General features: G+C 49.0%; 20 protein-coding genes. 14 read left to right on the top strand and 6 right to left on the bottom strand.

Going from position 1 to position 22,281, the window contains the following annotated elements; genetic code table 11:
- Positions 1–48 precede the first annotated feature (48 nt).
- From KB186_RS12080 to KB186_RS12050, 7 genes are all read left to right on the top strand, one after another.
- A complete protein-coding gene (locus KB186_RS12080; protein WP_232773691.1) occupies positions 49–1,785 on the top strand; it encodes a cache domain-containing sensor histidine kinase in 1,737 nt (578 codons plus the stop codon).
- The gene (locus KB186_RS12075) at positions 1,757–2,950 is read left to right on the top strand and encodes a response regulator transcription factor (RefSeq protein ID WP_232773690.1); all 1,194 of its coding nucleotides are present in this window, start codon (positions 1,757–1,759) and stop codon (positions 2,948–2,950) included. The genes KB186_RS12080 and KB186_RS12075 overlap by 29 nt, the downstream gene beginning before the upstream one ends.
- 118 nt (positions 2,951–3,068) lie before the next feature.
- Positions 3,069–4,367, top strand: coding sequence for an ABC transporter substrate-binding protein (locus KB186_RS12070; protein ID WP_232773689.1), 1,299 nt, complete (start codon positions 3,069–3,071; stop codon positions 4,365–4,367).
- 57 nt (positions 4,368–4,424) lie between these two features.
- Positions 4,425–5,345, top strand: coding sequence for a carbohydrate ABC transporter permease (locus KB186_RS12065; RefSeq protein WP_232773744.1), 921 nt, complete (start codon positions 4,425–4,427; stop codon positions 5,343–5,345).
- Complete coding sequence (locus KB186_RS12060) at positions 5,342–6,154, top strand: carbohydrate ABC transporter permease (RefSeq protein ID WP_370646674.1); 813 nt, start codon at positions 5,342–5,344, stop codon at positions 6,152–6,154. Before KB186_RS12065 ends, KB186_RS12060 begins: the two co-directional genes overlap by 4 nt.
- Positions 6,155–6,182: 28 nt before the next feature.
- The gene (locus KB186_RS12055; RefSeq protein ID WP_232773687.1) at positions 6,183–6,839 is read left to right on the top strand and encodes a YesL family protein; all 657 of its coding nucleotides are present in this window, start codon (positions 6,183–6,185) and stop codon (positions 6,837–6,839) included.
- On the top strand, positions 6,829–8,520 hold the full coding sequence (locus KB186_RS12050) for an amylo-alpha-1,6-glucosidase (RefSeq protein ID WP_232773686.1): 1,692 nt from the start codon (positions 6,829–6,831) through the stop codon (positions 8,518–8,520). The genes KB186_RS12055 and KB186_RS12050 overlap by 11 nt, the downstream gene beginning before the upstream one ends.
- A 66-nt stretch (positions 8,521–8,586) precedes the next feature.
- On the opposite strand, the gene KB186_RS12045 is transcribed toward KB186_RS12050, so the two are convergent.
- Genes KB186_RS12045 through KB186_RS12035 form a run of 3 tightly spaced genes read right to left on the bottom strand, consistent with a single transcriptional unit; the run spans position 8,587 to position 10,796 of the window.
- Complete coding sequence (locus tag KB186_RS12045; protein ID WP_232773685.1) at positions 8,587–9,309, bottom strand: amino acid ABC transporter ATP-binding protein; 723 nt, start codon at positions 9,307–9,309, stop codon at positions 8,587–8,589.
- Complete coding sequence (locus tag KB186_RS12040) at positions 9,306–9,959, bottom strand: amino acid ABC transporter permease (RefSeq protein ID WP_173611721.1); 654 nt, start codon at positions 9,957–9,959, stop codon at positions 9,306–9,308. Before KB186_RS12040 ends, KB186_RS12045 begins: the two co-directional genes overlap by 4 nt.
- A gap of 51 nt (positions 9,960–10,010) precedes the next feature.
- Positions 10,011–10,796 carry a transporter substrate-binding domain-containing protein gene (locus KB186_RS12035; RefSeq protein ID WP_173611722.1) on the bottom strand — a complete coding sequence of 262 codons (786 nt, stop codon included), beginning with the start codon at positions 10,794–10,796 and terminating at the stop codon, positions 10,011–10,013.
- A 196-nt stretch (positions 10,797–10,992) separates the two neighbouring features.
- Here KB186_RS12035 and KB186_RS12030 point away from each other — a divergent pair, with 196 nt between their 5' ends.
- The 5 genes from KB186_RS12030 (at position 10,993) to KB186_RS12010 (ending at position 16,115) form a co-directional block, all read left to right on the top strand.
- Entirely contained in the window at positions 10,993–11,694 is a 702-nt protein-coding gene (locus KB186_RS12030) for a response regulator transcription factor (protein ID WP_173611723.1), read from the top strand.
- Complete coding sequence (locus tag KB186_RS12025) at positions 11,687–12,793, top strand: sensor histidine kinase (RefSeq protein WP_173611724.1); 1,107 nt, start codon at positions 11,687–11,689, stop codon at positions 12,791–12,793. The genes KB186_RS12030 and KB186_RS12025 overlap by 8 nt, the downstream gene beginning before the upstream one ends.
- Before the next feature lie 149 nt (positions 12,794–12,942).
- Positions 12,943–14,205 (top strand): efflux RND transporter periplasmic adaptor subunit, encoded by a 1,263-nt coding sequence (locus tag KB186_RS12020; protein ID WP_173611725.1) that lies wholly within the window; start codon positions 12,943–12,945, stop codon positions 14,203–14,205.
- A gap of 12 nt (positions 14,206–14,217) precedes the next feature.
- Positions 14,218–14,937: an ABC transporter ATP-binding protein gene (locus KB186_RS12015; protein ID WP_173611726.1), complete on the top strand. Its 720-nt coding sequence runs from the start codon at positions 14,218–14,220 to the stop codon at positions 14,935–14,937.
- Entirely contained in the window at positions 14,934–16,115 is a 1,182-nt protein-coding gene (locus KB186_RS12010; protein WP_232773684.1) for an ABC transporter permease, read from the top strand. The genes KB186_RS12015 and KB186_RS12010 overlap by 4 nt, the downstream gene beginning before the upstream one ends.
- A gap of 49 nt (positions 16,116–16,164) precedes the next feature.
- On the opposite strand, the gene KB186_RS12005 is transcribed toward KB186_RS12010, so the two are convergent.
- Together KB186_RS12005 and KB186_RS12000 are read right to left on the bottom strand one after the other, a co-directional pair.
- Complete coding sequence (locus KB186_RS12005) at positions 16,165–16,713, bottom strand: NADPH-dependent FMN reductase (RefSeq protein ID WP_232773683.1); 549 nt, start codon at positions 16,711–16,713, stop codon at positions 16,165–16,167.
- Positions 16,714–16,818: 105 nt separating this feature from the next.
- Positions 16,819–18,711 (bottom strand): serine hydrolase domain-containing protein, encoded by a 1,893-nt coding sequence (locus tag KB186_RS12000; protein ID WP_232773682.1) that lies wholly within the window; start codon positions 18,709–18,711, stop codon positions 16,819–16,821.
- 155 nt (positions 18,712–18,866) lie between these two features.
- On the opposite strand from KB186_RS12000, the gene KB186_RS11995 reads away from it, so the two are divergent.
- Together KB186_RS11995 and KB186_RS11990 are read left to right on the top strand one after the other, a co-directional pair.
- Positions 18,867–20,711: a hybrid sensor histidine kinase/response regulator transcription factor gene (locus KB186_RS11995; RefSeq protein WP_232773681.1), complete on the top strand. Its 1,845-nt coding sequence runs from the start codon at positions 18,867–18,869 to the stop codon at positions 20,709–20,711.
- A 63-nt stretch (positions 20,712–20,774) separates the two neighbouring features.
- Entirely contained in the window at positions 20,775–21,116 is a 342-nt protein-coding gene (locus KB186_RS11990; RefSeq protein WP_221868698.1) for a zinc ribbon domain-containing protein YjdM, read from the top strand.
- A 78-nt stretch (positions 21,117–21,194) separates the two neighbouring features.
- Here the strand turns inward: KB186_RS11990 and KB186_RS11985 are convergent, their stop codons facing one another.
- Entirely contained in the window at positions 21,195–22,193 is a 999-nt protein-coding gene (locus KB186_RS11985) for an alpha-helical endospore appendage domain-containing protein (RefSeq protein WP_232773680.1), read from the bottom strand.
- Between the last annotated feature and the right edge of the window lie 88 nt (positions 22,194–22,281).

Here is a 22,281-nt window from a genome sequence, read left to right as displayed (position 1 = left end):
TAAAGATTGAATAGTGCAACTAATCGGAATACGGTGGTGGTTTGTCACATGAAGTCATGGTCGCTCTTCCCGCGCAGAAGCATTCATGCCAAGTTGCTCGCTTTTATGCTGATTGCAGCTATTATTCCGCTGATTACTCTGGGGAGTATGGCGTATTGGAAATCGTCGATGGTCGTTCGCGAGCAATTTAGCAAGTCAGGCGAGTATATTGCGACACAGCTGCAAATCCAGATCGATAACTACCTGAGTCAAATGAGATACATGGCCTATGACATCAATACGTACGTGTCAGACCCGACATTGGTCGTCATGCGGGAGGAACAGCCGAAGACCTACACGGGCTTCCTGGAACAAAAAAACTTCGAGCGATACCTGGGGGCGCACCGCAACCTTGATACAAAAGGCATTTTTATCGTGACGCCCTCGGGCTATTTTTTCGGGGAAAATGTCATCAATGGACAGGATCTGATGCGGGAATCGTGGTGGAAGGCACTGCCCGCCAAGCTGGATGAGGAGCGATGGATCGGCTTTTACACACCACGGCATTATGTCGGGTTTCAGGATGAGGCGGAACTGCGCAATCAGGAGAAGGTGCTTGGTCTGGTCGTTCCCGTTCTCAGCGGTTATGGCGTGTTGAAGGACAGCCGGATTTTGATCGAGATGAAAGCGGGCAAGCTGTTTCAATTGTTTTCCCAGCTGGAAAAGGACATGAGTGCGCATGTGACGATTACAGCCAAAAGTGGCGAGCTGATTTACCAGACTGCGGGTACGTTCGTCCAGCAAGAGAGCGATATCGTCTGGAACAAACCGCTGGAGTCCAACAACTGGATGATTCAAGTGCGTTTGCCTTACGAGCAAATGAATCGCTCTGCGGAGGTGATTCAATCCTTCTTTATCGCGGCGCTGATACTTTCGGCAGTGCTGGCACTCCTTTTGGCGTTTTTATTTTCCAGAAGAATTACAGGCAAAATCAAACGGCTTCAAGAAACGATGCGGCTGGTAGGAACGGGCGAGCTGCAGACGCGCGCAGAGGTCGACACGGAAGACGAGCTGGGGCGGTTAGGGGTGAGCTTTAACCAAATGGTGAGGCGGATTCAGACGCTAATCGCCGAGGTGAGTCGCACCGAGCAGTTGAAAAAGGAAGCAGAGCTGCGAGCTGTTCACTACCAAATCAATCCGCATCTGTTGTTCAATACACTCAATTCCATCCAGTGGAAAGCAAGATTATCTGGTGCCAATGAAATCGGCAATATGCTCTATCATCTCATCAAGGTGCTGGAGGGCAATCTCGACATCACGCAGGAGCTCGTCCCATTGGAAAAGGAACTGCAAACCGTCGAGCATTTTCTGCAAATCCAAGAGCTGCGGTACGGGCCTGTTTTTCAATTTGAACAGACTGGAGTAGAGGCTTGCCGTCGCTATTTGATCCCGCGAATGACTCTTCAGCCGCTTTTGGAAAATATCTTTTTCCACGCATTCGAAGACGGGCAGGGAACGATTCGGATCAGTGTCAGTGAAAAAGAAGGGCTTGTGACGCTGCTGTTGCAAGATGACGGCGCAGGAATTGTACCGGAGCGATTGGCCAAACTTCTCGATCCTGATCTGGAGCGTTCTAGCAAACGGGGACTCGGCGTGTACAACGTCGATCAGAAGTTCAAGCTTCATTTCCGTATGGAGCACGGCATGAAGATTTCATCTGTCAGAGGAGAAGGAACCACAATTCAAATCACATGGCCGAAAAGGGAGGAACTTCCTGATGAGCATCAAGGTAATGATTGTGGATGACGAAGTGCTGGTGCGAAGAGGACTGAAGGCAATGGTGCCATGGAGTCGCTATGGGATGGAAGTGGTAGCGGATGCACCGAATGGTCGGAAAGGCTGGGAGGCATTCCTGCAAATACAGCCCGAGCTGGTGATTACGGACATCGTTATGCCGGAAATGGATGGATTGGAGCTGTGCAGGCGGGTGAAGGAGCACGCACCACAAACAAAGGTGCTTCTGCTCAGTTGTCACCGCGATTTTTCTTTTGCCCAGCAGGGAATCTCTCTCGGGGTGTCGGGATATTTGTTGAAGACCGAATTCCAGGATGAGGAATGGGGTACGTTGTTGGAAAAGCTGCGGAATGAGCTGGCAGGCGAGAGTGCGCGACCCGAGCAGATTCGTGAACGCCCTGATGAATGGAAGCGGGAATTCGGTGCGTGGTTGACTGGCTTGAGCCGGGATTTCGAGCAAAGCTTGGCCTCCCTCCTGCAATCACACTGGTCGTGGATGAACGATTCCATGCGTGTATGGCTCTTGGAAGGGATGGGCAGTGCGAACCGGGAGGAGCAGGAGCGCGCATGGGTAGCAAGTGAGCTGGAAGGCGAATGGGAATGGATTGCATGTGGCGATATCCGGTTTTTGCTGACCCCCGCAGGTACTGGCAGGCAGGTAGAATCCTTGCTCGTGGAGTGGAAGCTGGCAGGAAAAGTGACGAGCTGGGAGACAACAAGCCCGTTTGCTGGACTCGAACCGTGGATGCAGACAGTACGGATGCTCTACCAGCGCAAGGAGCGGGCGCGCAAGTACGGCGTCATTCAAGACCCGTGGCAGGAACCGATCAAGCGGGCTGTTCATTACGCACTCGATCGTCTCGATACCCCATTGACGGTCAGTGAGGTAGCTTCACAGGTGGGACTGAGCCGCAGTCATTTTAGTGTGATGTTTAAAAAGGGAGTGGGCGAGAGCTTTGGGGAGTTCCTCGACAAACGCCGGGTAAAAATGGCCCGAGCGATGCTGGATGAAACAGCTCTGTCCATTCAGGAGGTAGCAGAGCGAGTCGGTCTTCCTGACGCGAAATACTTCAGCAAGTGGTTCAAAAAATATACAGGGATGACCCCGAGCCACTACCGTTTCAAACAAAAGGAGGAGTCCAGTCGAACAATCGTCCACTCCACCGCGCAAACCTGAACGAAGCGAAAAAAAGGAAACAAATTCACACACTATTGCGAACAGTTGGCGGTTTCACCGTTTTTTTCCCTTCATTAAAATAAAGAAAAATGAGGGGTAAATCTAGGGGGGATCACAGATGAAAAAGGTTGCGTCAAAATGGATGGCAGCTGGCATGGCACTTCTATTGGCCGTCGTAGCTGGTTGTTCACAAGCCCAGCCAGCAGGATCAGACGGCACGTCTAGCAACACAGGTACGACAACGCCAGCGTCGTCTGATAAAAAGGAAACGGTTACATTGCGTTTCGCGACATGGGACACGGACCAAATGCTGAAGATCCAACAAGATATCGCGAAACAATTCGAACAGAAAAATCCGGGTGTGAAGGTACAAGTAGAGGCATATGCAGATGGTTTTGATCAGAAGCTGGTAGCGGCATTCGGAGCGAAAAACCCGCCGGATGTCATGTACATGTGGGATTTCCCCACGTACCACGCCTCACTCGAGCCATTGGATGAGTACGTAAAGAAGGACCCATCCGTGGCAATCGACGACTTTTACCAAGGCCTCCTAAACTATAATCGCTTCGATGGAAAATTGTTTGGTCTCCCAGCGGGGTTCTCGACGCGGGTCATCTTCTACAACAAAAAGCTGTTTAACGAAGCAAATGTACCACTTCCAACAGACGACTGGACGTGGGAGGATTTCAAATCGGCAGCCAAACAGCTAACCGTTCGCGACAAGAAGCAGTACGGCTTCGCGGTTCGTTCAGAGCCGGATACGTACGATTTGCAGCAGTTCGTGTGGAGTAACGGCAGCAGCTTCATCAGTCCTGATGGAAAAACAATCGAAGGCTACATGAACAGCAAGGAAACGGCAGAAGCCCTGCAAATTTTCAGTGATTTGACGAAAGACAAGAGCGCTTTGCTCGTTGGTGGCAAAAACCAGCAGAGCGGGAATGACTTGTTCAAAGCGGGCAAGCTCGCGATGTATGACAACGGCGTATGGTCGCTCGAGTCGTACAAGAAGGCGAATGTCGACTTTGGTACGGTCGTGATGCCGCAATTCCCTGGCAAGCCTGGTAAGGGTGTCATTGCAACCTCCTCTGTATCGATCGCCAAGGATTCCAAAAACAAAGAGCTTGCTTGGGAGTTTTTGAAGTTCTTCGTTTCCAGCGATGCGATCAAGATGCGTACATCTGATTTGCCTGTCCGTATTAGTGTCGTACAAGAGAAGAAGCTCGATCAGGACCCGCTCTACGCGCCGTTCTACAAGACATTGGAGCAATCGACTGACACGCCTGCCTTCCTGTTGAATCCGCATTGGAACGAAATCAACCGGAACCTTTCCGCAGCGGTCAATGCGATCATGATGGGACAAAATGCCGAGGAATTACTGAACAAGGCAGTCAAAGACTCCCAGAAATTCTTGAAATAACGGGAAGGGGTCAGGAAATTGAATACAGAGAGTGTTGTGACACATAAACAGCCTGCCATGACCGTTCAACCGAAAAAACTGGGGGGAAGGGCGTTTCTTACGCCCTATCTTTTTATCTTGCCTTGGATTCTCGGCTTTCTCGCTTTTACACTGGGACCGATGCTGTTTTCACTCGTCATGAGCTTTTTTGATTGGCCTGTCGTTGGTGAGGTTACGTTTGTCGGCGTGGACAACTACGTCAATATGTTTACGGATGATCCATTGTTTTGGCAATCGCTCTGGGTCACGATTAAATTTGCGCTGTTGTTTGTCCCGTTGAATTTGTTCATCGCGTTGTTTTTGGCCATGATGCTGAATCAGAAGGTAAAAGGCAGCGGCTTTTTCCGCACAGTGTTTTACTTGCCGAGCGTGATTTCCGGTGTGGCGCTGGCGATGATTTGGGCGTGGGTATACGACGGGGAATACGGCATTTTCAACTATTTGCTCAGTCTGGTTGGAATTACAGGTCCAGATTGGCTAAACGATACGTCGTGGGCGCTCGTTGCCATGGTGATTGCGAGTCTGTGGGGGCAGGGCTCCATGGTATTGATTTTCCTGGCGGGGCTCAAAAGTATCCCGGAGAGCTTGTATGAAGCGGCTTCGATTGATGGGGCAGGGGCGGTGCAAAAGTTTTTCCGCATTACACTGCCGATGGTCAGCCCAACGATTTTGTTCAACCTGATTATGACGATCATTAGTGCGTTCCAGCAGCTGAGTCTAGCACTCTTGCTCACAGGAGGCGGACCGTTGCAGTCTACGTATTTCTATGCCATGTACGCGTATGACAACGCCTTCAAATACTTCAAGATGGGGTATGCTTCGGCGAACTCCTGGTTTATGTTTGTGATCATTCTGGTATTGACCTTCCTGGTATTTAAAACGTCCGGCAAATGGGTGTACTACGAGGGCGACAACCGAAGGGGGGGGGAAGAAGCTTGATACGCAAAACGATCGCTTATTCGAGCTTGATCTTTTTCTCTTTCCTGTTTCTCGCACCGTTTTACTGGATGATCTCTACTGCGCTCAAGTCGGATGATGAGATTTTGCAGTATCCACCCAAATGGATTCCGGATGTGCTGCATTGGGAGAACTTCGGGAATGCGTGGATGTCGCAGCCGTTTCATCTGTATTTGGAAAACTCGTTGACGGTGACGATCCTGACCACGATTGGCCAGTTGATTTCGTCTTCGCTGGTCGCGTACGGCTTTGCCCGGTTTACGTTTAAAGGAAGGGACTTCCTGTTCATGGTCGTTCTGGCTACGATGATGATTCCGTGGGAAGTGACGATGATCCCACTGTACATGGAGTTCAACTATCTGGGCTGGATCAACACGCTCAAGCCGTTGATTGTACCTTCGTTCTTTGGGTCAGCGTTTTATATTTTCCTCATGCGACAGTTTATTTTGACCATTCCGCGTGAGCTGGATGAAGCGGCGCGTATTGATGGTGCTGGTTCGTTTCAGATTTACGCCCGGATTATTATGCCGTTGATGATGCCTGCTCTGATTTTGGTGAGTGTATTCAACATCTTGGGCACATGGAACGACTATTTGGGTCCACTCATTTTCTTGAATGACCAAAGTCAGTACACGCTGACGCTGGGACTGGCGCAATTTAAAGGGATGTATGAAGTAGAGGCTACCGGGCTGATGGCGGTAACGTTCCTGATTTCGCTTCCGCCGTTACTCCTCTTTTTCCTCGCACAACGATATATCGTAGACAATTCAGCTGGCGTTGCCATTAAGTAAGAAGTTATCAGGTAAGGAGGGAGCTACAGTGGGGAATCGGGCGAAGTGGGAAGACTGGGCATGGTCATTTCATCAATTTGGTGAGCGATTGTTGCGGATGGCGGCAGCGCATCTCATGTGGGTGGTATGCACGCTCTTGGGAGGCATCGTCTTTGGAATCTTCCCAGCGACAGCTGCTCTACACGACGTACTTAGCGGCAAGTGGAATGACCGTGGGCTTTTTTCCGCTTTCTGGCATGCTTTTCGCCGCTACTTCTGGAGGAGCCAATGGCTTGGTGCAGGGACGGTGCTATCGGGGGTAATCCTGTGGGGCGATGTGGTGTTTTTTCTTCGCATGGGCACCCTGTGGGGGCTCTCGATTGCGGCCGTTTTTGCGGGGATTGGATTCTTGCATGCGGCTACTTCTTGCCATGCTTTTTCCCTGCTTGTTCGGGAGGATGCAGACGTGAAGCGGACGCTCAAGCAATCGTTTTGGCTAGTCGCGGCCTTTCCGTTGCATTCGCTCGTCACGATGGGAGGCTTGCTCCTTCTCTTGATTCTTTTGCTAGCGATTCCCGTTTTGCCGATCTTGTTGGGAGCGAGCCTGCCCGTCTGGTGGATGAACGCCAAAATGAGTCGTCTGCTGGAAAAGCGCGATCGTACACGATCGACGAAGCAACCTCGAGGTGAGACATATGCAGTTTGATTTGGGAATCGTTCCTTTTAGCCGATACGGGTCGTTTCTCGTACTCTCGCGTCTGGGTAACACCAAGCGAAAAGAAGGACTATATTTGCGCAATATTCGTGGAGGAGACAACCACGATGGCGCGATTTTTCGAATCGAAATGGTAGCCGATGATGTGGCGATTCCATTTGAGACGGAGGCTACGCCAACCTTGCTGCGTCTTTACGGGGATAAAGGCGAAGTGAAGCTGTGCATGAGCGAGCCGCAGCTGGTGCAGGTACGTGGTCAAGGCGTTGGTTTGCGCCTGGTGCTCGAATCGACAGCGGCAGATTATGCGATTCAAGCTGGAGCCGGATGCTGGGAAATCAATCACTTTTCCACAGAAATTCGCTTGCGATTGACTCCGCTTGCTGGAGAGCTCGTGGTAAGCCCTACGAAGGCATCGCGGGAACAGCAAGTCGTCGTAACCTTTCTTCCCGACGAGGAAACGGGTGTATTGGAAGGCGTATGGGAGGAGTTCCATACGGTATGGAAGGAGCGCAGCTATCCTGCCTTTGCCGATGGATGGGAGCAGGTAAAAAAAGAGTACGACGAGTGGCTGGAACGGACACTCTCTGTATCTGAGGAGCATGGCGAAGGCTTGAACGAAGCAAGAGAACTCGCGGCCTACATCACCTGGTCTTGTGTGGTGAGACCTGAAGGCTATCTGCCACGGTCCGCGATGTACATGTCCAAAAACTGGATGACGAATATCTGGAGCTGGGATCATTGCTTCAATGCGATGGCACTGACGCGAGCAAACTTGCCGCTGGCGTGGGATCAGCTCATGATATTTATCGACAGGCAGGATGAGAGTGGTGTTTTCCCCGATTTTATCAATGATCGGTATGCGTTGTGGAATTGCTGCAAGCCTCCGATTCACGGCTGGACGCTGCGCTGGATGCTGAATCGGAACGACGCAATTACAAACGAGATGCTGGAAGAGGTGTACGAGCCGCTTTGTCGATGGACCGATTGGTGGTTCCGTTACCGCGATGATGATCAGGACGGGATTCCGCAGTACAATCACGGTTATGACTGCGGTTGGGACAACAGCACGATTTTCCTCGATGGGGCGCCGATTGAAAGCCCGGATTTGCCTGCGTATTTGATTCTGCAAACGGATTTGCTGGCGGATTTGGCGAAGAGGATGGGGCGTTCGGAAGAGGCGGCGAAGTGGCAGGAAAAGGCCGAAATGACACTGCAACGACTGCTGGAGAAGCACTGGAATGGCGAAAACTTCTTCGCGACCCACTCCGGCAGCGACCAGCCTACCCGAGGGGACAGCTTGATTCGCTATATGCCTCTCGTGCTTGGCGAAAAGCTGCCGCAGGACATCCGGGCCAAGCTGATTGCCGATTTGCAGGAGCGGTTTTTGACCGAGAATGGACTGGCTACGGAGAGTCCAACCAGCTCCTTCTACCGCGCTGATGGCTACTGGCTAGGCCCGATCTGGGCGCCAGTGACGATGCTTTTGGTCGATGGATTGCGGCGAGCAGGTGAAGCAGAATTTTCTCAGGAGATTGCCAGACGTTTTTGCCGAATGGCAGCACGCAGTGGCATGGCGGAAAACTTCGATGCGCTGACAGGTGATGGATTGAGGGACCGGGCCTTTACGTGGACGTCCAGTGTGTTTTTGATGTTGGCGCATGAGTATGTGTAAAGTAGTTTCATAGGAAAAAACAAGCGGGCATGATGGATGAAAAATCGCATCATGCCCGTTGCTTGTCTACAGCACTTTACTGAGAAATGCCTTGGTTCTCTCATGCTGGGGATTGTCAAAAAGCTCGGCTGGTGTGCCTTCTTCGACGATATATCCGCCATCCATGAAAATCACGCGATCAGCTACTTCACGGGCAAAGCCCATCTCATGCGTAACCACGACCATCGTCATTCCTTCTTTGGCCAAATCCTTCATCACCTGAAGAACCTCTCCGACCATTTCCGGGTCGAGTGCAGAGGTAGGCTCGTCGAACAGCATGATGTGGGGGTCCATGGCGAGCGCACGAGTAATGGCTACGCGTTGCTGTTGACCACCAGACAACCGATCGGGGTACACGTCTCGCTTGTCCGCCAAATCTACTTTTTTGAGGAGTTGCAGCGCCTTTTGTTCATTTTGCTGGCGCTCTGAATTTTTGACATGCTTGGGCGCTAGCATGATGTTTTCCAAAACAGTGAGATGCGGGAAGAGATTGAACCGCTGAAACACCATGCCGACACGCTCTCGCAGCTTGTTAATGTCCACTTTGGGTGAAGTAACCTCCATGCCCTCAATGGTGATTTTGCCAGACGTTACTTCTTCCAACTGGTTCAGACAGCGCAGAAACGTACTTTTTCCCGAGCCGGAGGGACCAATGACACAGACAACTTCACGCTCTTGAATAGTAGTTGAGATGTCTTTTAAGACCTCCAACGGGCCAAAGCTCTTTTTCAAATTCTCTACATGAATCATTTCGCGTACCTCCTCTCAAGGGAACGGGACAGCAGACTGAGGATGTAAATCATCAGGAAATAGAAGACCGCTACTACAGCCCAAATTTCGAATGAGCGAAAGTTGCTAGAAATGATAATCTCACCACTGTTCATCAGCTCTCGGATACCGATGACCGTTAAGAGCGAGGTGTCTTTTAGCGTCACGATGAATTGGTTGACGAAAGCAGGAATCATACGGCGAACAGCCTGTGGCAAGATAACCAGGCGCATGGCTTTTCCGTGCGAGAGTCCCAGGGAACGAGCAGCTTCCATCTGTCCTTTATCGATGGAGAGAATCCCTCCGCGAAAAATTTCAGCCAGGTACGCTCCGGCATTGAGGCTGAGCGCAAGAATACCTGCGGTCGTCTCTGGAATTTTGATATCAAGGACAGGCGGCAAACCAAAATAAATAAAGAAGATTTGAACCAACAGCGGTGTGCCGCGGAGAAAGTCAACGTAAGCGGTTGCAATACCGCGGAGTATTTTGGAGCGGCTGGTGCTCATTAACCCAAAAAGCAATCCGATTAAGAGAGCGAAAAACAGGGAAATGACCGTTATTTTTAACGTGACCACAGAGCCTTGGGCCAAGACAGGAAGAGCATCGACAATGACATCCCAACTACTGCTCATTTGGACAACTCCATTCTTTCTAAGTTGAAAAAAAGGCGCGTCTTGCGCCTTTTACTTTTTCGTGCTCAAGTATGTGTTGATGATTTCGTCGTATTTCCCGTTCTCTTTCAGCTTCTTCAGACCGGAGTTGAGTTTGTCCTGCAGCTCTTTGTTCCCTTTTAAAACCGCGATGCCGTAGTGGTCACCATTGAGACGATCACCTACAATTTTCAGCTTGGAAGCAGGGTCTACCGTAATTTTATAAGAGATGACCGGATAGTCCTCGATGGTTACATCTGCGTTGCCGTTTTGAACCTCTTGGAACATGGAAGGGCTATCGTCGAAGTATTTGACAGTCGCTCCGTACTTTTTACCGAGCTCATCAGCAAAGGTCGCGCCAGTCGTGCCTTTTTTGATCGCAATCGTTTTGCCAGCCAAATCTGCCTCTCCATTGATCGTTGTGTTGTCCTCACGTACGACCAGGGAAAGACCTGCTTGATAGTAAGGTTCAGAGAAATCCAAAATTTCTTTGCGCTTATCATTGATGCTGATCCCCGCAATGGCACCGTCCAATTGCTTCGCTTGAACAGCTGGAATGATTCCTTTGAAGTCCATCGGCTTAATTTCTACCTCAAAGCCTTCTTCTTTAGCGATCGCATTGATCAGATCGATGTCAATTCCCACGTATTTTCCGTCTTTTTCAAATTCAAAGGGAGGGTATGTTGCATCTGTACCAAACACGTACTTTTTTGCACCGGATTGCCCAGATGTTGAGGCAGCCTGATCTGTGCCAGTGCCACACGCACTTACCGTAAGTGCCAACAAACCAGAAACCACAGCAAGCATTAGTTTTCTCATAAATTACCCCCAAGTATATTTATATTAGATATGATATGGACATGAATATATTAATATAGAAAAGTCTGCAAAGTCAAAACAAACCGAAAGTAATTATTATCCATAATTGTATGAATGATATCATGGTTAGATAACAGAAAAGACTTTTTATACCTGCTATAATGGTAGGAAATGTATACAAGGGATGGGAAAAACGATGAAGCATGTCACCATATTGATCGCCGACGATGAAGCGGAGATTGCGGAGCTCGTTGCCTTGCATGTGAAAAAAGAAGGTTACCACACAATTATTGCAGCGGATGGAAAGGAAGCCCTCCAAGCTGTGCAGACGCATTCGATTGATTTGGCGATTCTCGATATTATGATGCCTGGGCTGGATGGCTATGAGGTCACCCGTCTCATTCGCGAACAACACAATATGCCGATTATCTTTTTGAGTGCCAAGACGTCTGATCTGGATAAAATTTCGGGATTGGTGATGGGCGCAGATGATTATATGACCAAGCCATTCAACCCAATGGAATTGGTCGCTCGTGTGAATGCCCAGCTGCGACGCTTTAAGCAGCTGAACCAACCGGCAGTAGCAGTAGCGAGTAACAAGGTGGTAGAGGCAGGTGGACTTATCATTTATCCAGAGCAGCGAACCGTGAGCCTGTACGGAGAAACGATTGAGTTAACGCCAAAAGAGTTTGATATTCTCTACCTGCTGGCCAGCTATCCAAAGAAGGTGTTTAGCGCGGACAATATTTTCCAGCAGGTGTGGGGCGAAGCGTACTATGAAGGCTGCAATACAGTCATGGTGCACATTCGCACCTTGCGAAAGAAGCTGGGAGAAGAAAAAACCAAAAACAAGTGGATCAAAACGGTCTGGGGCGTCGGGTATTCATTCCATGGATAACATGATACGAAGCTTTCGGTTCCAAATGGTCAAGCTATTGGGCCTAAGTCTGCTTCTATCTGGTTCGGTTACCTATGTGATCTTTAAAGCGCTACAATTTTACTATCGATCACAGGTGAAAATGGAAAGTATTTTAGCGCCGATTCGTCATTTTATGCGAGAAATAGGGGACATTTACTTCTTTCTAATTATTTTTGTTCCACTCGCCATACTGTTTTTCTTCTTGCTAACCAAACGGTATGCCGTCTACTTTCAGGAGATTTCCAGAGGAATTCATCATCTTGCAAACGGCGACTTTACCCATCATGTTCAAATACCGTCAAACGATGAGTTTGGAGATATTGCCAAGGACATCAATCTGGCGGGTGAAAAATTGCAGGAAGCCGTACAAAGAGGAGATTTTGCTGAAAGCAGCAAGGATCAGTTGGTTTTAAACCTGGCGCATGACCTGCGGACGCCACTGACTTCTGTTTTAGGGTATTTGGACATCATTTTGCGGAACGAGCAGTTAACGGTGGAACAAGCCCGACATTACACGAATATTGCTTTTACCAAGTCGCAGCGTTTGGAAAAGCTGATTGATGAGCTCTTCGAAATTACGAGAATGAACTACGGCATGCTCACCATCCAACAGAACCTGATAGACCTGAGTGAACTGCTCATGCAGTTAAACGAAGAGCTATATCCTTCCTTGGAGAAAAATCAGTTGGAAACGAGAATGAATGTGGCCTCACGATTGACGGTTTGCGGGGATGGCGAGCTCTTGGCACGCGTTTTCGAGAACATCATGACGAATGCCATCCGTTACGGGCACGATGGTCAATTTGTTGATATCAACGGTTTTCTTGCGGGTGACGAGGTCGTTGTGCAGATTATCAATTATGGTCACGAGATTCCCCCGGAAGATCTGCCGCATCTTTTCGAGGTGTTTTATACAGGTGACAAGGCCCGAAGCCATCAAAACGGAAGTACAGGTCTCGGGCTATTTATCGCCAAAAATATCGTCGAGCGCCACGAAGGGACGATTTCTGCGCAGAGCAATTTGATCCGCACCGTTTTTGAAATACGCTTACCTTACGAACAGACTCCCTCACTTTAAAAAAATTTAAGGATTACCCCACTTTTTCTTTTAAAAGTTTTCCTTATCCTGATCGGGTGACGAGCCAGGGTGGAACCTAATAGAAAAAGTGGGGTTTTTTGATTGGCTAAGAATGGTCGGGGTTTAAAGTTTTTGGGGAGGTAAGGAATATGAAAAAACGTTTGTGGATCTGGCTGGGGGTAGGCGTACTTGCCGCTGGGCTTGGCGGCTATGCGGCTTCTTCGGGCGAAAAGAAGAGTGGCGTTCCTGTCACGTTATCAACGGTGGTAACGGCCGACTTGGAAAGTACGATTTTGACGTCGGGAATGGTCAAAGTACGAAATGAACATACATTGTTCGCCAACTATGCAGGCGAACTGCGGAATTTCTCCATCAAGGAGGGAGACAAAGTAACGAAAGGACAGGTGATCGGCAATATCGACATGTCCGATGTCAGCAATGAAATCATGGATATCGAGGCGCAAATCACCATTCAGGAAGCGAATATCGCAAGGCTCTCCAAAGGTGTGGAACCCGAGGAAGTCACGAAAATGCAGGAGCAGCTTTCCCAGCATGAACGGGAATACCAAACGGCATTAAAAGATTACCAGCGAACGCAATCGCTGTTTACCGCAGGCGTGTCTACCCAACAGGCTGTAGAGGAGGCGAAGCAAAAGCTACAGACCGCGGAATCAAGAGTAAAGGTCGCGAAGCAAGACTTACTTTTGAAGCAAAAAGGGCCAGACAAGGCAGAGATTCGCTCCTACGAGGCACAAATTCAAAAGCTGAATTTGGAAAAAGCAAAATATGAAAAGCAACGTGTGCAAAGCAGTATCGTGTCTCCGATTGACGGGACGGTGCTCTCCATGAAGGTGAAACAAGGGAAGTACCTAAGTAAAGGCGAGGAAATTCTCACGGTTGGAGATACCAATGATGTTATGGTCGAAGCAGCAGTCGGAGAAACTGACTTGCGTAAAATCAAAATCGGACAGGATGCGGTGGTCTCAGGCATTTCCTTAGGCGGAGAACAGTTGCAAGGTAAGGTGTCGCGCATATCCCCTATGGCTGTAACCAGCAAAGAGCCGGGTGGAGAGAGTACGGGAGTGCCGGTCGCTGTCCATCTAAATGAGACGAGGGAGTATTTGAAGCCAGGTTTTCACGTCGATGTGAACATCGTCCTGCAAAAAGCAGCAAACGCCATGCAAGTCCCCATTGAGGCAGTCGTGACGGATCAAGATGGATCTTCTTTTGTCTGGGTAGCGGAAAATGGCAAGGCCAAGAAGAAAAAAGTGACGACTGGAATTGAAAGTGAATTGTTTATCCAAATTGAAAGCGGATTGGATGGCAGTGAAGAATTGGTAGCGAATCCACCGGAAACCTTGCAAGAAAATGAAGTGATCTTCCAAGCATCTCCCGAAGAGTTTGCGGAGTAAAGGAGGATACATATGCTGAACATTGAGGGGTTAACCAAACGGTACAAGACGGATGAGCTGGAGCTGTTCGCTTTGCAAAATATCAATATCCACGTGGCTCAAGGTGAATTCGTGGCGATCGTGGGACCTTCTGGTTCCGGAAAATCGACGTTTATGAACATGCTGGGTTGTCTGGATCGGCCAACCACGGGCACGTATGTCTTGGATGGGATTGATGTTACGAAGTTGAAGGATAGTGGGCTGGCGCAGGTACGCAATCAAAAAATCGGTTTTGTCTTTCAATCGTTTCATCTGTTGCCACGTGCTACTTCGCTGCGAAACGTAGAGTTGCCGATGATGTATGCGGGCGTCGGCATGACAGAGCGCAAAAAAAGAGCGAAAGCGGCGTTGCAGCGTGTCGGACTTGCCCAGCGGATGGATCATAAACCAACGCAGCTGTCCGGTGGTCAAAGACAGCGGGTAGCCATTGCCAGAGCTTTGGTCAACCAGCCTGCGATTTTACTTGCTGACGAGCCGACAGGGAATCTGGACAGTCACTCCAGCATTGAGATCATGGCGATTTTTCAGGAGTTGCATGCGCAAGGGGTAACGATTCTGCTCGTCACGCACGAGGCGGATATCGCTCAGCATGCCGAGCGCGTCATTACGTTTCGAGATGGTCATATCATCCGAGATGAGCGAGTGGAGAATCGTTTGTTTGCTACTCCGTCCGAGGAGGTGATCCTCACGTGAATTTACTCGAAAGCTTTCGTACGGCTCTGGAAGGGATTGGGACAAATAAGCTCCGAGCTACCTTGACGATGTCTGGGATCATCATCGGAATCATGTCTGTTATTGCTGTATTTACACTAGGAAACGGCAGTCAGCAGGCCTATACCGATCAGTTGGAGAAGCTGGGTGCTACTAATTTCAACGTTACTATTTGGTGGGGCCAAGGAAGCAAGATTACTGATTTGACAGTGGAGGATGCTTATGCACTTCCCCAACAATCGCCCTACATTGAAGCGGCCGTGCCGTTCTTAGATCTTTTTGGAACGATTCGAGGCCCAAAAAAGGGGAAGGACGCATATATACAAGGAACAAATGAGGATCTGTTAAAGGTTCAACCCAACTTGAAAATTGTTGCAGGCAGATATTTTACTGCGAAGGAAGTAAGAGAGGGGAAGCCGGTTATCGTTTTAACCGAAAAGCTAGCGGCAGGGCTTTTCGGACGTGAAGACCCGATTGGCAAGCGTTTGACTTACCAAACAGCATCAGTCATCGTTATTGGCGTGGTAAGGGAAGCCAAGCTGATGATTGACGCTGGTCGATCCGAGGGTGCCTATGTGCCGATTACCTTTCTGCACAATATGGACGGGCTCAAATACGTTCAAACGATAACCGTAAAAGCCAAGTCGAAGGAAACAATGGAAGCAGCCAAGAGGCAGACAGAGAAATACTTAAACCGCAGGCACGATCGCGAAAACTATTACCAAATCGATAGTATCGAGAACGCACTGGGGGAGATGGATTCCTTTTCCGGTACGCTCACCACGATTTTTAGTGTCGCAGCCGGGATTGCGCTGTTTGTCGGTGGGATTGGCGTCATGAACATCATGCTCGTATCCGTCACGGAGCGGACGCGGGAAATCGGCATTCGCAAAGCGTTAGGGGCGCGTTACGGAGATATTATGCTGCAGTTTTTGATCGAGTCGATGATCGTCTGCCTGATTGGTGGAACGATTGGCGTGCTGCTCGGCATCGGGACAGCCATGTTTGCCTCGCAATATGTCGATGTGCCGCCGTTATTATCGTGGGAAAGTATCGTAATCGCTTTTGGGTTTTCCAGTGCCATCGGTATTTTCTTTGGGCTCTATCCGGCTCATAAGGCGGCGAGGCTCAATCCGATTGACGCGTTGCGATATGAGTGAGGAACGAAAAAGAAATGACTAGCAGAAATCGCAGCTAGTCATTTTTTTATTAGTCCCGAACCGATTTTAATGCCGTTGACCAACTAATCACTTGATTTAACATGTCGTTTACATGTGGGGTGTGCAATTCGGATGGTTTAAAAACAGTGTAATTTTCAAAATCCGTAAAAAGATTGAAGGCAGGTTGTGTACGGACGTCGGCAACCTGCAATTCCCCCAGGATTCCCCGTAAGTGCTCAGCTGCACGAGTTCCGCCTGATGAACCGTAGCTGACGATACCAGCCGCCTTGTTGTACCATTCCTTGCGGGCGAGGTCGAGTGCGTTTTTTAATACCCCTGTGATGCTGTGGTTGTATTCGGCGGTAACGAATACAAATCCATCCAGGCTGGATAGCTTTGCCGCCCATGCGGCTACTTGTTGCTCACCACTCGGATCGCCAAAGAACGGTAAGTGAAAGTCCGCAATATCAACGATTTCATACGCTGCATCTCCTCGTTGATCGGCAACTCCTTTGAGCCACGCACTTACTTGGGGACTGACTCGGCCTGGGCGAGAGCTGCCCAGAATAATCCCGATTGTTAAGCTAGAAGTACTCATGGTTCGTTCCTCCTTATGCGGCTTAGTTTAATGGTAGTTCCTTGGATCAAACATTATGCTTCAAAAAAGGCCCCAACTGTAAAAATCAGTTGCGGCCTCGGAGTCCTATGAGTAATGAATCGAAAGAAAGTTCCAGTAAAATAAATAACCAGTATACAGGATGGAGAGTAACGCTGCTGCGCTATTCGCTACCTTCCAGCGATCCCGTTCCTTGGCTGTTCCGATTCGCAGGAGCAAATAAGCAGCGGCGGCCAACGAAACAATCGGCAGGGATGCGACAACGACTTGGTAGAAGGCCGGGTAGCCATAGACAAGCTCTGCGTTTGCATAGGTGAATTGGATGATAAAAAACAAGCTATGAAGCAGAGCCATAATCGGAACGATTTTCGAAATAGCGTGCGATTGTTTGCGCCATTTGCGTAGCCCGAAACGAGCGATCCAGACGAGCGAAAGAAGGATGAACACGATTCCGGGAATCACATACAGAGCCAAGAGAACAGGCGGACTTTCGATGAAGGAGATACGAGGGAGCGAAAAGTTCATCGGTCCTGTCATATAAAATTTCCCTTGTTCCTCATGAAAATATAGCTGCTCCTCACCGTCGATCTCTTGAAAGAAATGCTCGTCTACCTGCGCAAACTTTTTCTCAAGGGATTGCTGTCCTTCATTCTGGAATAAACCAGTCACGGATATCGTCTGCCCATCCAATGCCTTCACTGTGTACGGGTAGCTACTGAGCAGACGAAGCCCTTTGCCCCAGCCATTCTCGGGCGTCAGGGTAAGCAGATATTGACCTTCCAGCTTTTTCATTTCGTCTATGGTTCCATCAATAGGAGTTAGGGGCTTGCGGACTTGCTCTGTCAGTAGCTTGTCGGTAAACGCGTTCACGATATTGCTGTGCAGCTCCAAGCCCGGATGCGTGGCGTTCACCGTAACGAAGATGCCGATTGATTCTGAGGGAAGCAGCACCATTTTTGAGATAAAGCCATCAATCCCACCGTTTGCCCATAGGGTAGGAATGCCGTTTTTCGTCTCTCCTTTAAAAAAGCCGTAGCCGATTCCGTACATGCGCTTATGGGCGGCGAATTGCTGGGCATGCATAAGCTGGATAGTTTCTGGTTTGAGCAGAGATGTGCCATTATAGCTGCCGCCAGAAAGATGGGCGATCATATAGGGGGCGAAGTCGACTGGTGTCATGTTAGCGGCACCACTCCCTGGGAAAATAATCCCTGAGTAAGGAATCGTTTGATAGCCGTTTCCGTCGTAATAATAGCTTTTAGCCAAGTTGCTCCTGTCCTCTGGGAGATACAATTCGGCGGAATCCATACCTAGCGGGCGGAAGATATTCTCCCGCATATAGTCATGCAAAGATTGACCGGAAGCTTGTTCGACTACACTTCCTAACAATCCGGTGCCCGCATTGCTGTATTGAAATTTGCTGCCTGGCGTGAAAATCGTCTCTTGCATCTGAAGCGTTTCATTTACGGTTTCGGTCGAGAATTCCGGTATCACACTCTGGCGGTTATCTCTTTTATAAATCTTTTCATCTATGCCAGCTGTATGTGTGAGCAGGTGGTGGAGTGTGATCGGGCCGTAACGATTATTGGTAATTTTGTAGTCTTTTAGGACGGTATTCAAATCTTTGCGCAAGGAAAGCTTGCCTTTTTCCACGAGCTGCATCGCTGCAGTAGCAGTAAACGACTTGGTCACGGAACCGATTCGAAACACCGTACGCTCAGGATCAACCGGGATTTGCTGTTCCACGTCGGCAAAACCATAGCCTTTTTTAAAAATGATGCGATCTCCCTGGGTAATGACAATGGCTGCGCCCGGGATATGCAAGTCGTTCATTTCATTTTTCATGAGAGGATCAACAACTTGCTCGATGGAAGGAGCAGTAAGCGGCGAGCGAGCGTTGACCACAGATAGGGGCTGTATCAGCATGAGGCAGGATACGAGCAGAACGGCAAACCAATTTCGTAGAGCTAATAATGTCATGTTCATCACCTTTCGCGTTTTGCGTCCGTCAATTGTTGTAAGCCAGCGACAGGGATGAGTATAGGGCGATGAGTGTCACGGTGAGAAGTAACGGAATGTCATTGTTTATCGTGATAGTAGCTGGGCGTCATCTGAGAATATAATGGAGAGAAAGTTTGGGTGTAGATGAGGTGTGCCAATTGCTTGCATTTGTTAAACGATGGTTATGGGTCGACTGGATGATCTTCATCATCCACTTTATGTGGGGATTGACGATTATTCTCGGCTTTGTCCGCCATCACGATCAATTGCCCTATCCGATAGTGATGACATTGATCGTTTTGTTCTTCGTGCTTGTCGTCCCCAGTTGTTTGCGTCGATACTCTCGTAACCTATATTTGTTCGCTGAGATGATATTGAGTGGAAGCTTGTGTATTGCCTTGAACTTCTTTTTTGAAGGAGTAAGATGGCAGTTCATCCCCATCGCTTTTCTCATCGGATATCACAGTGTGGAACGATCTTATCGCTGGACGGGACCATTAGCGATTTTGGCGATTCCGTTTCTTGTGGGCGAGGCAATTGGGTTTGATTTCGAACCTATAGCCGTAAGCGATCTAATTGTGTACCATTTCGCGGCATATGCGCTTGGCTTTGCCTTTCAATTGCTTAGCCGTATGCACAAGCAAGGCCTGATTATTCAACACCAGAACCAAATCTTGGAGCAATACACCTCCCAAGTGGAGGAAATCACGCTGCTGGAAGAACGGAACAAAATGTCCAGAGAGCTGCATGATACGATCGGACACACGATGACATCACTCATTATGGGGATGGAGATGCTTCGGTCTAAAATACCAGATACGGAGGCTAGTCGGCTGGACATGCTTTTGCAGATGGCCCGACAAGGTTTGGACGAGTCCAGAGGGATTTTCCACAAGTGGGCTCAGAATGGCTATGAATCTACTACAACCATGGAGTCCGCCTTCGTTGAACTGATCGAGCAATTTCAAGTGGCTACAGGGGTGTCCGTCAAGCTGCGTATGTACGGCGCTGAGTATGCATTGAGCCGGTCCATGAAGCTGACTTTGTACCGCTGCTTGCAAGAGACGCTGACCAATGCTGTGCGACACGGAAAAGCATCACAAATTCAAGTGGGACTTTACTTTGAAGAAGCCCAGATCCGATTGCAGGTCGAAGATAATGGAGAAGGAAATGGGGCGATCGAATTCGGATTTGGTTTGCAATCGATGAAGGAAAGGCTGGAAGCTCTTCAGGGACGATTATCGATCCATTGTATGGACGAAGGAGGTGTGACGGTCATTTGTAGTCTGCCAGCTAAGCAGGCTGTACAAAGTGTAGGCATACGTATCCTGATCGTCGATGATCAGCCCATTGTGAGGGAAAGCTTGCAGCTCGTTTTACAGAATCAGCAAGATTTGCAGGTGGTCGGGATCGCAGAGAACGGCTTGATGGCACTGGACATTATTCCAAAGGAAAAGCCCGACGTCGTACTTTTGGACGTTCAAATGCCTGTTATGGACGGGGCGAAGACACTACAAGCGATACGTGAACGGTGGCCGGATATGCGTGTCATTATGTTGACGACCTTCGAAGAAACAGCCCTTGCAGCAGAAACGCTAGGGAGAGGCGCTAATGGCTACTTGTTAAAATCGGTTAGTCCGGTCGAGCTCGTAGAGGCGATACGAGTTGTTCATCAGGGTGAAGCGTTGATTAACCATAAGATTGCGGATGTCCTTTTCAAAGAAATGCGCTTGCAGCAAGAAGAGCTGATTGGACTTCGCCAAAAGCAAGGACGCGAGTGTCCCTATGGGTTGACCGAACGGGAAAGGGGCATACTGGCCTCGTTAGTAGAGGGGCTTCGCATGAAAACAATCGCGGAGAAAATCTTTCTTTCTGAAGGAACGGTACGCAATTGCACCACAGTGATTTATGCAAAACTGGGTGTAAAAAATCGCGAAGAGGCCGTTAAAAAAACACGGGACGAAGGGCTTACTGGTTAGATGGCCAGATTTTCAGGCTAGTTATGGTAGAATGGACAGTATCGAATGGAGGTTATATCAAAGATGAGTCAATTGCCAAATTGCCCAAAATGCCAGTCAGAATACACGTACGAGGATGGAAGCTCCTTGGTATGCCCGGAATGCAGCCATGAGTGGACTTTGCAAGCAGAAAGCGACAACGGTGAAGATAACAAGGTCATCAAGGATGCGAATGGGAACGTCTTGAACGATGGCGACACCGTAACCGTCATTAAAGACCTCAAGGTTAAAGGGACTTCATTGGTCGTGAAGATCGGGACAAAAGTTAAAAATATTCGTTTGGTTGAGGGAGACCATGATATCGACTGCAAAATCGATGGTTTTGGTCCAATGAAATTGAAATCGGAATTTGTGAAAAAGGTGTAAGCCGAGAATGTAACGGATAGGAAAAAGCTGACTGCATGGTAGATTGCAGTCAGCTTTTTGCATAAAGGCAAGGTCTTGTTAGGTGAGACGATGAATGGACCAGACGATGCCCTGGCCGTCTCCACCTAAGTTGAGGTCGATGGTCAATCCATTGGCAACATAGAACAAACCGAGTGTATCACCTGAATTGAGTTGAACGTCACCTACGAGTGTGATGGTCCCAGCACCCAGAATAGCTCTCAATGTGAGTACGAGAGCAATGTTTACGTTGAGAATTGGGAAATCACCGATAATGAGACTTGTTGCAGTAGGGGTGATTCTCTGTACTTCAAATGCAGGGGTGATTTCTGGGCCTAAATTATCGGTAATGGTCGCGGTCGTTTCATAATTAATGGTTGCTTTTATGGCGTAAGTTCCAGTCGCTGGTACTGTATAAGTCCCAGTTAGCGGATTGAAACTTGGACTGCCATAATAGGGGCTGGCTGTTGACCAGTCAACTAATTGAGAAGATTCGTTAAGGGTCACAGTTGATAAGAAGGCTGAGAAGTTTTCAGTGGTGAAAGCAGGTCCAGTCGCGCCCGTGGCCCCAGTCGCGCCCGTGGCCCCAGTCGCGCCCGTTTCTCCAGTGGCACCCGTAGGTCCAGTATTCCCCGTCGTACCTGTCGCCCCGGTGACACCCGTCACACTAATGCCCGTGGCTCCTGTCGTGCCCGTAGCTCCAGTAATACCAACGCCCGTGGCTCCTGTCGCGCCCGTAGCTCCCGTTATGCCACCTGTGCTGCTGGATGGAACAGACAGGATGTTTTCCAGTTTCGATTGCAAGAGCATTTCTTTTTTTGCAACGTCTTGCAAGGTTTGGCGAACGCTTGCATTCACCAGAAGGAGATCGCTTACCGAAGCAGGAACAGTCAAGCCTGGTAGTGTACCAATGGCATATTCCAATTTTTCTGCTTCTGCATTCAGTATATGCCCGAGGCTGAGCTCTTCGATGGCGATGGAAGTAAGGAGGAGATTGATAGCATCGTCTCTCGTTACAGTAATGGTGGGAGTAATATTAGGAATATTGGCTTGAGACATGGCATTCATCCTTCCTGTTACATTCAAAAACTTATTACTATGCTATGAGGCTTTATCTGTGCGCGTGCCTGGCTGTATGGAAACAGAA

This window comes from Brevibacillus sp. AF8 (assembly GCF_021270385.1).
Lineage (GTDB): Bacteria > Bacillota > Bacilli > Brevibacillales > Brevibacillaceae > Brevibacillus.
Note: the sequence above shows the minus strand (reverse complement) of the source record. Positions and strands in the feature narration are given on the sequence as shown.

Coding starts and splice junctions, on each gene's coding strand:
- KB186_RS12075 (WP_232773690.1), top strand. CDS start 1,757: ATGAGCATCAAGGTAATGATTGTGGATGACGAAGTGCTGGTGCGAAGA.
- KB186_RS12080 (WP_232773691.1), top strand. CDS start 49: ATGAAGTCATGGTCGCTCTTCCCGCGCAGAAGCATTCATGCCAAGTTG.
- KB186_RS12000 (WP_232773682.1), bottom strand. CDS start 18,711: ATGACATTATTAGCTCTACGAAATTGGTTTGCCGTTCTGCTCGTATCC.
- KB186_RS12040 (WP_173611721.1), bottom strand. CDS start 9,959: ATGAGCAGTAGTTGGGATGTCATTGTCGATGCTCTTCCTGTCTTGGCC.
- KB186_RS12070 (WP_232773689.1), top strand. CDS start 3,069: ATGAAAAAGGTTGCGTCAAAATGGATGGCAGCTGGCATGGCACTTCTA.
- KB186_RS12065 (WP_232773744.1), top strand. CDS start 4,425: ATGACCGTTCAACCGAAAAAACTGGGGGGAAGGGCGTTTCTTACGCCC.
- KB186_RS12045 (WP_232773685.1), bottom strand. CDS start 9,309: ATGATTCATGTAGAGAATTTGAAAAAGAGCTTTGGCCCGTTGGAGGTC.
- KB186_RS12020 (WP_173611725.1), top strand. CDS start 12,943: ATGAAAAAACGTTTGTGGATCTGGCTGGGGGTAGGCGTACTTGCCGCT.
- KB186_RS12015 (WP_173611726.1), top strand. CDS start 14,218: ATGCTGAACATTGAGGGGTTAACCAAACGGTACAAGACGGATGAGCTG.
- KB186_RS12035 (WP_173611722.1), bottom strand. CDS start 10,796: ATGAGAAAACTAATGCTTGCTGTGGTTTCTGGTTTGTTGGCACTTACG.
- KB186_RS12050 (WP_232773686.1), top strand. CDS start 6,829: ATGCAGTTTGATTTGGGAATCGTTCCTTTTAGCCGATACGGGTCGTTT.
- KB186_RS11990 (WP_221868698.1), top strand. CDS start 20,775: ATGAGTCAATTGCCAAATTGCCCAAAATGCCAGTCAGAATACACGTAC.
- KB186_RS12025 (WP_173611724.1), top strand. CDS start 11,687: ATGGATAACATGATACGAAGCTTTCGGTTCCAAATGGTCAAGCTATTG.
- KB186_RS11985 (WP_232773680.1), bottom strand. CDS start 22,193: ATGTCTCAAGCCAATATTCCTAATATTACTCCCACCATTACTGTAACG.
- KB186_RS12005 (WP_232773683.1), bottom strand. CDS start 16,713: ATGAGTACTTCTAGCTTAACAATCGGGATTATTCTGGGCAGCTCTCGC.
- KB186_RS12030 (WP_173611723.1), top strand. CDS start 10,993: ATGAAGCATGTCACCATATTGATCGCCGACGATGAAGCGGAGATTGCG.